At 28.5% G+C, this 11,323-nt stretch carries 16 protein-coding genes; 15 read left to right on the top strand and 1 reads right to left on the bottom strand.

What is annotated here, in order from left to right; translation table 11 throughout:
* Positions 1–312: 312 nt before the first annotated feature.
* The 10 genes from MK851_RS07835 to MK851_RS07790 all read left to right on the top strand — a co-directional run bounded on the left by MK851_RS07835 (position 313) and on the right by MK851_RS07790 (position 7,917).
* Positions 313–1,335: a hypothetical protein gene (locus MK851_RS07835; RefSeq protein ID WP_320242933.1), complete on the top strand. Its 1,023-nt coding sequence runs from the start codon at positions 313–315 to the stop codon at positions 1,333–1,335.
* Complete coding sequence (locus MK851_RS07830) at positions 1,328–2,233, top strand: hypothetical protein (protein WP_320242931.1); 906 nt, start codon at positions 1,328–1,330, stop codon at positions 2,231–2,233. Before MK851_RS07835 ends, MK851_RS07830 begins: the two co-directional genes overlap by 8 nt.
* Positions 2,234–2,361: 128 nt before the next feature.
* Positions 2,362–3,255, top strand: coding sequence for a hypothetical protein (locus MK851_RS07825; RefSeq protein WP_320242929.1), 894 nt, complete (start codon positions 2,362–2,364; stop codon positions 3,253–3,255).
* A gap of 145 nt (positions 3,256–3,400) precedes the next feature.
* Positions 3,401–3,910, top strand: a complete 510-nt coding sequence (locus tag MK851_RS07820; RefSeq protein ID WP_320242927.1) for a hypothetical protein — start codon at positions 3,401–3,403, stop codon at positions 3,908–3,910.
* Positions 3,911–4,576: 666 nt separating this feature from the next.
* A complete protein-coding gene (locus MK851_RS07815; protein WP_303510268.1) occupies positions 4,577–4,909 on the top strand; it encodes an ArsR/SmtB family transcription factor in 333 nt (110 codons plus the stop codon).
* A gap of 48 nt (positions 4,910–4,957) precedes the next feature.
* Positions 4,958–5,413, top strand: coding sequence for a DUF6428 family protein (locus tag MK851_RS07810; protein WP_303510265.1), 456 nt, complete (start codon positions 4,958–4,960; stop codon positions 5,411–5,413).
* Between the two features lie 15 nt (positions 5,414–5,428).
* Complete coding sequence (locus MK851_RS07805) at positions 5,429–6,061, top strand: protein-tyrosine-phosphatase (protein WP_320242924.1); 633 nt, start codon at positions 5,429–5,431, stop codon at positions 6,059–6,061.
* Between the two features lie 3 nt (positions 6,062–6,064).
* The gene (arsB, locus tag MK851_RS07800; protein ID WP_303510261.1) at positions 6,065–7,111 is read left to right on the top strand and encodes an ACR3 family arsenite efflux transporter; all 1,047 of its coding nucleotides are present in this window, start codon (positions 6,065–6,067) and stop codon (positions 7,109–7,111) included.
* Positions 7,112–7,374: 263 nt separating this feature from the next.
* Positions 7,375–7,572, top strand: coding sequence for a hypothetical protein (locus MK851_RS07795; protein WP_303510259.1), 198 nt, complete (start codon positions 7,375–7,377; stop codon positions 7,570–7,572).
* Positions 7,573–7,755: 183 nt separating this feature from the next.
* Positions 7,756–7,917: a hypothetical protein gene (locus MK851_RS07790; RefSeq protein ID WP_320242921.1), complete on the top strand. Its 162-nt coding sequence runs from the start codon at positions 7,756–7,758 to the stop codon at positions 7,915–7,917.
* Positions 7,918–8,069: 152 nt separating this feature from the next.
* On the opposite strand, the gene MK851_RS07785 is transcribed toward MK851_RS07790, so the two are convergent.
* Complete coding sequence (locus MK851_RS07785) at positions 8,070–8,669, bottom strand: leucine-rich repeat domain-containing protein (RefSeq protein WP_320242919.1); 600 nt, start codon at positions 8,667–8,669, stop codon at positions 8,070–8,072.
* 210 nt (positions 8,670–8,879) lie between these two features.
* Between MK851_RS07785 and MK851_RS07780 the strand changes: the two genes are divergently transcribed.
* The 5 genes from MK851_RS07780 to MK851_RS07765 all read left to right on the top strand — a co-directional run bounded on the left by MK851_RS07780 (position 8,880) and on the right by MK851_RS07765 (position 11,312).
* Positions 8,880–9,257 (top strand): nuclear transport factor 2 family protein, encoded by a 378-nt coding sequence (locus MK851_RS07780; protein ID WP_303510253.1) that lies wholly within the window; start codon positions 8,880–8,882, stop codon positions 9,255–9,257.
* 17 nt (positions 9,258–9,274) lie between these two features.
* Positions 9,275–9,898 (top strand): hypothetical protein, encoded by a 624-nt coding sequence (locus MK851_RS07775; protein WP_320242917.1) that lies wholly within the window; start codon positions 9,275–9,277, stop codon positions 9,896–9,898.
* A 181-nt stretch (positions 9,899–10,079) separates the two neighbouring features.
* Positions 10,080–10,325 carry a DUF1203 domain-containing protein gene (locus MK851_RS15670; protein WP_413788386.1) on the top strand — a complete coding sequence of 82 codons (246 nt, stop codon included), beginning with the start codon at positions 10,080–10,082 and terminating at the stop codon, positions 10,323–10,325.
* A 134-nt stretch (positions 10,326–10,459) separates the two neighbouring features.
* Positions 10,460–10,906 carry a MarR family transcriptional regulator gene (locus MK851_RS07770; RefSeq protein ID WP_320242915.1) on the top strand — a complete coding sequence of 149 codons (447 nt, stop codon included), beginning with the start codon at positions 10,460–10,462 and terminating at the stop codon, positions 10,904–10,906.
* Entirely contained in the window at positions 10,881–11,312 is a 432-nt protein-coding gene (locus MK851_RS07765) for an organic hydroperoxide resistance protein (protein WP_413788385.1), read from the top strand. The genes MK851_RS07770 and MK851_RS07765 overlap by 26 nt, the downstream gene beginning before the upstream one ends.
* Positions 11,313–11,323 lie beyond the last annotated feature (11 nt).

Raw genomic sequence — 11,323 nt, 5'->3', positions numbered from 1 at the left:
GTGTCGACCCGATTAGGCTTGGGGTGTCGACCCGATTAGGCTTGGGGTGTCGACCCGATTAGGCTTGGGGTGTCGACCCGATAAAAAAGTTACACTTTTTTATCTTACTTTTTTTATATTTGAGAGTGTTAATAAAATTGCTATATCTTCCATTTATTCTACTGTGTAAAATGCGTATTGGTAATTTTATTATGGATATGAATTAGTTGTAAAACATTTACAAATCAATAAAGTTTCTTCAATTAATTAAACTAAAGAGAGGAAATTTTGTTTAGAAAATAATTGTAAATTTGAAATAAAACCATATTGAATATGAACATATACGAAATTGATTCTGATGAAGTAATTGATGCTATTGTAGTAAGCGGTTCTATAACATATCGAGAAGCAATTGAAAAATTAGTTCCTCTCATAAGTAAAACAGAATTTCAGAGAAAATTACAAGACAAAAAATTCTATGAAAAGTTAGAAAGAGATATCGTAGAAGGCTGTATAATGCCATCAATTACTATTGCTTTTGTAGATAAAACAGTAACAGTTAAATCAAGTAAAGATGATATCATTACTTTTTTTAATAAAAATTACAAAAAATCATTTGTTTTAGATGGAATTCAAAGGTTAAATACACTTAAGAGAGTAAGTGATTCAGATAAAATTAATTTAGAAAAGAAACTTTATTTGAATATCGTTTATAGTGATTCTGTAGATAAACTACTATACAGAATGATAACTCTTAATAATGGACAAAAACCAATGACACCTCGTCATCAAGTAGAAGTTATGATGGCAAATGTTTTTGACTTTAATGAACTTGGAATTGAAGTTCAAACTGAAAAAGAAAGAGCTGTTAAAATAAAAATGAATTCTTTCAATAAATCAGATTTAGTTCAAGCCTACTTGGCTTATATGGCTAATAGCCCTATGGTAGATAACAAAAAAATCATCCAAGATAAAATGGATGAATTAATAGTTAACAAAATAGTTTCTGCTGAAAAAGTTGAGAAAGAATCGTCTTTTGAAAATGTAATAAAATCTCTTGCTAAATTTCAGAAAAGTCCAATTTCATTAAAATGGTTAAAACAAGCTAATAATTTAGTTGGATTTGCAGTTGGTATGAAAACATCATCTAAGGATATAAAAGACTTAAGCGTTGAAGAGTTTGAAAATGCAATTAAAACCTTTGACCAAGCATTTTCAGATTTTAATCCATCCAAAATAAAATTAGGAAAATTAAGACGTGAACTTTCCTATGATTACTTCAAAAATTTCGCAAAATTAAAAGATTTGGATAGTTTAGAATTACTAGAATATTTCAGCGAATTAACAAATGATTAATCGATATACATACGAAGACCCGATTTTCAAAGCTTCAACTAAGAACACAAATTTAAGAATCGATAGTTCTAATAAGATATTAAACATTTTTCGATTAATCTCTGGTACAATAAATTGTACAGACACTTACGACAATAAAGTTTATAAGTTTCGTCATAATTATTCAAACTTTCCTTACACTAAAAATGAGGCTATAAACCAATCTGTTGTCTTAAATAACTTCCCAGATGAAGTAAAACTAAAGGACTTAAATGAATATTTCAAACGATCAAGATTTAATTCAAAATTTTATGGCTCGATAGAGCCTGAAATAATAAAGTGTCTTATTGCAGTAGAGAAAAAAAATCATTTAGAAGCTTTCTTTTATTTATATAGAATATTTGAAGGAATATCATATTCGATTCCATTAATTTACGTTTCTAAACACAGAAGCTTTGATAAAACATACAAGCAGTTACAATCATTTTTTAATAATGAACAAGATGGGGAACTAGCCTTTTTTAAACGTTTCATATCAGAAACATATAAAAATGAGGATTTTTTCAAATCAACTGTTGATATAGATTTCAATACTATTGACAGAACTGATTTAAGAGAAGCATATTATAAATTATATTTAGATAAAATTAAAGAAAAACCAATGAACAGTAAAGGTTTAAAAGGAGAAACTTTAAACCAAGAAATAAAATTATCATTTATAGGGTTCTATGATTTCATTATAGTTATACGAAATAGATTTTTTCATTTAACAAAAGGTACTTGGCAAAATAATTTAAGTTCAACTGAAATTCTATTTCCTGACTACTTTTTTAAACCAATTATAAATCAAGGGATTAACTGGATTTCAATAATAATTTTCGAAATAATTAAAGTAGATTTTGAAAAAGGAATAAATTAAAAAAAGTTTTACAACAATGGCTATAAGTAATTGCTTGTTCTCGCATACTTCTTAATCGAAATTACTATTCCTTCAAATATTCTATACAAATAAAAAAACTTACAATAATTTTAATTCTAGCTTTTATTGTGGTTGTTTCCTGCAAACAAAGCAAACAAGAAACACAACAAGTAACTTCTGAAAAGTTTGAGTTTACCGAGCTTATAAAAGAAGATTACGAACTTTATAAACCAACAAAAGAAATTAAAGCAGTCTTAATTTTGTTTGGAGGTTACCCTGAGGTTGCTAAAGACATTAAAAGAGAATTTAAAATTCTTGATATCGCTAGAAAAAACAATATTGCAGTTATACTTTCTAATCTTAATCAGAAATTATGGCTTGAAGAAAACGAAAAACAACAACTTGCCAAAAGTTTACAGAATATAATTACAGAAAATCAATTACCAACTGACAATATCTTTATTGGAGGCTTTTCAAGCGGTGGAGTTGTTAGTCTTTTAATAAGTAATTATATTGTTGGGAAGAAACAGTTCAATATCGACCCAAAAGGAGTATTTATAGTAGATTCCCCAATAGACTTAGTTGCTTTGTATAAATCTTCAGAAAAAAATATAGAACGAAACTTTTCAGAGCCTTCAATTCTTGAAAGTACTTGGCTATTAGAAACATTAGGTAATAACTTTGGCAACCCTAAAGACAGTATTGAAAAATACGAGGAAAAAGCCGTATTTACCTCTAGTACAGACAATATTTCTAACATAGAGAAATTAAAAAACACTAAGATTAGACTTTATACAGAACCTGATACTTTATGGTGGAAAAAGAATAGAATGGCTGATTATGACCAAATGAATGCTTTCTATATCAAAAAACTATATGAGAGTTTAAAAACTAAAGGTTTTAATAATGTTGAGTATATACCAACCACAAACAAAGGATATAGAGCAAATGGTGAACGACATCCTCATAGTTGGGCTATTGTAGACAAAAAAGACCTAATAAACTGGATATTGACAAAATAAATACTGGTAATAAAAGTTGCTTATTCTAGTTTATTTCTTAAATTTTCATGGTTTTCAGTTTAATCTGTACTTATAAAGTACCAATTTATATTGCTCTTAATAGCTAAGCGCATTAGTTAACATTGAAAAATAAACCGAATAAAAAATGAAAAAAATAATATTGGGTTGTAGCATCCTTTTAATATTAGGCTTTAGCTTAATCTGTTTAATATTTTATACACTTACTTTACCCAAATACAGAAATAGCTCTAAAGACAAACCTTTTTCAGCAGTTATAAATAAAAAACTTATAACAAAAAGGTTAATTTTAATTATAAAAAATCCTGATATTCCTGCTTCTGAAAAATATACATATCACTTGGAAGATGGAAATGGTTATGGGATGGATTCAGGACTAGAAATAGCTGCAAAAATACCTATCGGAACAGAAGTTATGATAGATAAAGCAGAACTACATACAGGGCGTGTAAGTGGTACTACTTCTTCATATTTGTTTGGAACAATATATAGTAAGAAAAATCAAAAAGAATATGCCTTTGAATATTCTTGGGGAGATTATCATACTTTATATGAGGATGAACCATATTGGACTTTTAAGCTTGCTTTTTGGCAAAATAAAGCTTTAACTGAAAAGTATTTTATCAAAGTACCTTAAATAATAAATATATAAAACCTCTAAATTGTTATAAATATATAAAGCAAAACAATGGTCTTAACTTTTTACTAACCGCTGGCTAAGAACTGAAGAAGAGAATGAAAAAACATGGTATTAAATAAATATTTAACTAATCGTCTCAAAAAAAGTTTTAAGCTAAAAAAGATGGCATTGTTACTAATTTAAAAAAGAAATTTCCGACTTGAATTAGAAATATACCCCTTAAAAAACAGAGAAACTTTAACATAGTTACTAACTTAACTTTTCTATATAGTTGATATAGAAAAATGCTTGCAGAAAGTTATCTTGATATATAAGATGAGTTTTATTTTTAATTTATCATTAATTACACCTAAACAAAACTGAATAGATTTTATAGTTATTCTAAAGGTTTATACGTCTGGCTAAAAATATGACTAATAAAAAGTTATTAGATATTTTGTAGAAGAACAATACAGAACTCATTACAAGAAGAGCATTAACATAATGATTAAACATACTTATTCTCGCCTCGAATAAATAATCCTGATAAAAAAGAATTAAAATAGAAACAACAGAAATAAAACTTACTACTTAACAAGTAGAATTGATAGTAATAAGTGTAAATAAAATTTGTGTTTTAAAACATTAATCGTAATATTGCAATACATTAATAAAGAAAATAAAATGGGATTAGCAAAAACTGAAATGTTTACTGATAAGCAAAATGAAATATCTCTTTTTGCTAAAGTCTTTGGACACCCTGCTAGAGTTGCAATTTTACAGCACCTATTCAAAATTAATTCTTGTGTTTGTGGAGACTTAGTTAACGAAATTGGATTAGCTCAACCTACAATTTCACAACATTTAAAAGAACTAAAACATTTAGGTTTAATTAAAGGAAATGTAGAAGGAACAAGTGTTTGTTACTGTATTCATAAAGAAAACTGGATAGCTATGAAAGCTATAATGATAGAGTTTTTAAATCAAGATATAACCACAAAAGAAAATTGCTGTTAAAAAAATTTATCTTAATTAATCGTATAATCGCAATAAACATATATAACAATGAAACTATCACAAACAAAATCAGTATTAAAAGAATTAAGAACTATTGGTTTTCAATTACCTAATGGAGAATTAGTACCAAACCATTTTCATGTTACAGAAGTTGGTAAAATAACAAAGCACTTTATTGATTGTGGTGGAACTGAAAGAAACGAAGAAGTTATAAATTTCCAACTTTGGAATGCAAATGACTATGACCACAGATTACATCCAGAAAAACTGTTGAATATTATTGAGCTTTCTGAAAAAGTATTACAACTTAAAGATGCAGAAATAGAAGTAGAATACCAAGGTGATACTATCCAAAAGTTTGGGCTTGATTTTGACGGTAATAATTTTTTACTTACTACTAAACAAACTGACTGTTTGGCAAAAGATAAATGTGGGATTCCTATGGAAAAAGTATCTACCATAAATAATGAATCTTGTTGTTCACCTGGTGAAAACTGTTGCTAACTAAATATTAAGAAAATGACAACAACAAAACCAACCCTATTTTCAGAAATAGAGCAAGAAATCAAAGAATTAAATCCGCTAACTATTTCAACCGAACGTAAAGTAGTTTTACAACCCCTAACTGATTTTATTCAGTCAAAGATTTCTAAAAACAAAGAAGTCCGTATCAACTTTATCTGTACTCATAATTCACGTAGAAGTCATTTATCACAAATTTGGGCACAAACAATGGCAAATTATTTTAATATCAAAAACGTTTTTTGTTATTCTGGCGGAACCGAGGCTACAGCACTTTTTCCTATGGTTGCTGAAACTTTGAAAAACTCTGGTTTTCAGGTAAACATTATTTCTAAAAATGAAAATCCTGTTTACAGTATTAAATATGCTGACAATGAGCATCCAATAATAGGGTTTTCAAAAAAATTAGATGATGAATTTAATCCTAAGTCTGAATTTGCAGCTGTTATGACTTGCTCACAAGCTGATGGAGGATGCCCATTCATTGCAGGTGCAGAAAAACGTATCCCAATAACTTTTGAAGATCCTAAAGTATTTGACAACACCCCCCAACAAGCTGAAAAATATAAAGAAAGAAGTATTCAAATTGCTACTGAATTATTTTACGTTTTTTCACAAATAAAATCATAAAGAATGACAACAAAAAAATTAAGCTTTTTAGACAGAAATCTAACATTGTGGATATTTGTTGCAATGGCTTTTGGAGTTGGACTTGGATATTTTATACCAAGCTTTCCTAATATTATAAATTCATTAAGTAGCGGAACTACAAATATTCCAATTGCAATCGGTCTAATTTTAATGATGTACCCACCTTTAGCAAAGGTTAATTATTCATTATTACCAAAAGTTTTTAAAAACACGAAAATTCTTTCGATTTCACTTATTCTTAATTGGATAATTGGCCCTATTTTAATGTTTATTTTAGCTATTACATTTTTACGAGACTATCCAGAATACATGGTTGGGTTGATTTTAATTGGATTAGCCCGTTGTATTGCCATGGTATTAGTATGGAATGACCTTGCAGAAGGAAACAGTGAATACGGAGCAGGTTTAGTCGCATTAAATAGTATTTTTCAAGTGTTTGCTTACAGTTTTTATGCTTGGATTTTTATAACAGTTCTTCCTCCATATTTTGGTTTTGAAGGAGCCATAATAGACATTTCAATTGAAACAATTGCTGAAAGTGTTGCTATTTATTTAGGCATTCCTTTTCTTATGGGAGTATTAAGCAGATTTATATTAGTGAAACTAAAAGGGGAAAAATGGTACACAAATAAATTCATTCCTACAATTTCACCAATAACATTAATAGCTTTATTATTTACTATTGTGGTGATGTTCTCTTTAAAAGGCGAATTGATTGTGCAAATTCCAATGGACGTTTTAATCATTGCAATTCCTCTTTTAATATACTTTACTTTAATGTTTATTATTGGCTTTTTCTTTACTAAAGCCATGGGAGCTGACTATGACAAAACAGCTTCTGTTGCATTTACAGCCGCGGGAAATAATTTTGAATTAGCTATTGCAGTAGCCATCGCTGTTTTTGGATTGAATTCGGGGCAAGCATTTACTGGAGTTATAGGTCCTTTGGTTGAAGTGCCTGCTTTGATTTTGTTGGTAAGGGTTTCCTTTTGGTTAAAGAAAAAGTATTATGGAAAAACCAACACTTAAAGTGATATTATGTTATACAAAAGATAATGCAATTAATTAAACGCCTCTTAAAATTATTCTTTTTTTATTAGGTAGTGATTCTTATTCGTTTTAAGAATCTTCAAACCAACTAAATTTTGAACTAGCTAAAACAAAAACATTTTTGTGTCAAAAAACTCACTAAAAACTGATAAATAAGGTTTTACCTTACTTTTTTATGTTTTTTTCCACTTCTTAATTTTTATTTATTTATAAGTTTGATAAATTTTAAAACAACTTAAATTATGTTAACAAACATTTCAAACTTAGGTACTGTCCTAAACAAGTCTGAACAGAAATCTATTAACGGAAAAGGTGATGATTGTTACTCTACAAATGGTTATGACTGTCAACCATTTAATAATCCAAATTATTTCAACTGTTTAAGAACATGTGCTGGGTCTTGTTCAGGAAGCGGTCAATGTTTTACAATGATTAAGTAAAAAAAAGCGAACTTCGGTTCGCTTTTCTATTTCCCCACATTTTACTTTTATTTTTTAACTCTTTTCAACAACAACCATTTGTTAATTTTAGTTAAGTAAGGAATTACCTTACTTTTATTACGGTTTTAAAGGTTCTTTTATTTTTATTTATACCTAGTTTTGATTAATTTTTAAACCAAAATTATGTTAAAGAACATTTCAAACTTAGGTGCTGTTTTAAACAAACAGGAACAACAATTTATTAATGGAGGAATAAAAACTACTAAATGCCGTTTCCTTCCGCTTCCTTGTGATGAAGATCATGAGTTTGATGAAAATTGTAAATGCGTTCCAAAACCAATGTAATTAAATTTATTAGCGAACTTCGGTTCGCTATTTTCTTTTTAAAACCTATTCTTGTTTTAAATACAATTAAGCATAGTAATCAACTGAATATAAAAAACAGTCACCTTAACTTAATAAAGTGACTGTTTTTTATTAACTCCAATCAACACCTCCTAGTACAACACAAAATCAATATTTTCAATATCTGATCCTCTAAAAGCTCCAGTAATACTATCTTCTAATTTTTGAGGTAAAGTTACCTTTTTTAACTTTTTGCTATCCTTAAAAGAATCACTTCCTAAGGTTGTTATATGCTCTGGAATTGTAAGTTCTTCAAAATCATTCTCAGCAAAACAATCGTTATACAATGTAGTTACTGACTCTGGTAAATCTATACTCGTAAGCGCATTACCCACAAAGCAAAACATATGAATCGTTGTAATTGATGCTTCAATAACAAGTTTTTCAATCTTATTTCTCCCAAAAGCCCCTCCTCTTATTTCCGTTACTTTTGAGGGAATTACCAATTCTTTAATTTCATTCTTATAAAAAGCATCCTCATCTATATACTCTAAAAATTTTGGTAAGGTTACTGTTTTGAGTCCTTTATCATCAAAAGCTTCCCTTAGTATATACGTTACAGGTTTATTGTTTATATAGTCGGGTATCACAACACTGGTTGACTTTCCTATATAATCTAAAATTGCAATGCCTCCTTTGAATTCTCTAAAAGAATACTCTTTATTTTTTAAAATAGCAACTTGTTCTTCCATCTTTGCTTGATATAATGTTTTATTATTAATTACAAGTGTCAAATGTATACGGTAGATAGTACTGTATAAAAAGTAGTTTGTTTTCGTAGTGATTGTTTTTATATTCGTAGTTACACTGACCAAGTTTGTAAAAGTCACTATACTATATAAAAATAGAAACCTTACCTTTAAAAATGACTGTATATATAACTGTAAGTAAATATTGAATCAATGAATAAAAGTGAAATCGCAAAAAAATATCTAAAGCATCTCGAAAACGGAAATATAGAAAAGGTAATTGACCTGTTTAGTAGTAACGGAATTGTTGAGTCTCCTATCTATGGAATTAAAAAAGCAGACGTATTTTATCGTGAATTAAATAATGATACTTCTAATTCTGAACTTTTCCTAAAAGGAATTTTTGAACAGAATGACTCAAATAATTTAGCTCTTTACTTTACCTATAAGTGGACTTTAAAAAACAATGAAAAAGTAGAATTCGATGTTGTTGATATTATTGAGCTTGATTCTGAAAACAAAATAACAGAGCTAAAAATAATTTATGACACAGTTATTTCTAGAAAATTAATCAATGACTTAAATGAGTAAAACTCAACCAATCAAAAATGCTGAAGTTTTTAAAGAAAATATTTAGTAAAAAAGGAACCTTTTTTGGAGCTACAAGTTATGAAACGGACAACATGATTTGTGGAGTTGGTAAAGCCAGAATCTTAGAAACTGAAGTTGAAGTTTTAGCATACCCTTTTAAACCTTCATTTGTATTTCCTAATAAAAAGATTAAAGCTAGTGAAATAACAGCTATCTGTTATCAATCCTATCCTCCATTAATTAAAATTGATAATGAAGTTATACTTATTTCAAGAGAGCACACCGAGTCACTTAAAGAGTTTGCAAAGAGAAACAACATAGCTACTTTTAAAGAAACAAAAAACTGGAACTGGTTATTAGAACCATACCTAGATACAGCTTTTACTCCAGAAGAAGACATTAAGACAACACAATTACTAAATAGACATGGTATTTCAACTGCTGAAATAGCACAAATAAGAAACGAAGTAGGAAAACAAATGTATAAATACAATTTTGACACCATGCTTTGGGATTGGTTTAGTTTAGGTTTACCAGATGTTTTAGCTGCTATGAGAGTTAAGTACAACGAAAAAAAATTTGCTGACTTTTATAAAAGAGCAATGGAAATTGAGCTTAGAAAGACAAAAACTAATAATTAAGACACTATCCTATGAAAAGTACTAGCCTAATTTTCCAAAGTTAATATTTATTTTTTAGTAATCTTTAAAGATACTCGACTTACTGCTTTTTCATCGATGCAGAAATAGGAGAAGAAGTTATATTATTACCTTTTAAACATCACAAAACTAATTCACCTTATCAATCAAGTGGACCTATTTTGTGAGAAAAAATGCTAAAAACCCAAAATTAGAAGTTAATGAGATTCCAAAATTTCTCAATCATAGATATCTTTCTTTGAGAGGATATGATAATGATGGAATGATACAGGAAATGGATACTTGTAGGGGTGATGATTTAAGAAATAAGATTCAATTATTTTTAAACAATCTTGAAGTATCTTATATACAAATACATAACGCAAGATCCGGATGCTACAACTGTCAAGTAAATAGAGTAACGAAATAAAGCGATGTCATTTTATTCATCAATCTATACCCCCAATTAACATTCTTAAAATAATTTTCACATAACTTTACAACAATTAAATTGCATACAATTTAATTGCGTGATATATTTGTGCCGTTATTTATAAGTCAATTATGTCAGAACAATTAAAATTAACCAATCAAGTATGCTTTCCGGTTTATACGCTAGCGAAAGAAGTAATTAGTTTATACCGTCCCATACTAAAAAAGCTAGATTTAACATACCCTCAATATTTAGTAATGTTAGTTTTATGGGAAGAAGGAGATCAAAATGTCTCAGAAATAGGTTCTAAACTTAATTTAGACAGTGGTACCCTTACTCCTTTGCTTAAAAGGTTAGAGCACAAAAAACTTATAGAAAGAAAAAGAGAGATAACGGACGAACGCGTTGTGAAAATTAATTTAACAGAACTGGGGGAAAATATCCAAGAAAAAGCATCATGTGTTCCTGGTCAAATTATGACTTCTTTAAATATTTCTGTTGACAAATTAACAGAACTCAAAAATATAATAGAACATATATTAAATCAGATTAATGGAAAAAATAAAACCAATTTATAATATCAGCGCCAAGGCAACTGGCGGAAGAAACGGACATGTAAAAAGTGAAAACGGAGTTTTAGAACTTGATGTTAGACATCCTAAAGCACTGGGAGGAGCTAATGACGATTATCCAAATCCTGAAATGCTTTTTGCAGCAGGATATTCAGCTTGTTTTGATAGTGCATTAAACTTAGTCATCAAAAAATCTAAAATTAATACTGGTACAACTACTGTCAAAACAACAGTAAGTATTGGTCAGATAGAAAATGGTGGTTTTGGACTTGCAGTAGCATTAGATGTAAATATTCCTGATGTTTCTTTAGAAGAAGCAAAAGCCTTAACCGAAAAAGCTCATCAAGTTTGTCCTTACTCAAATGCTACAAGAGGAAATATTGAAGTAAAATTAAATACAACAAATAATTAAATATTAATATA

The organism is Tenacibaculum sp. 1B UA, from assembly GCF_033978845.1.
Classification (GTDB): Bacteria; Bacteroidota; Bacteroidia; order Flavobacteriales; family Flavobacteriaceae; genus Polaribacter.
The sequence above is the reverse complement of the archived record's forward strand: the minus strand, read 5'-3'. Positions and strand labels throughout refer to the sequence as shown.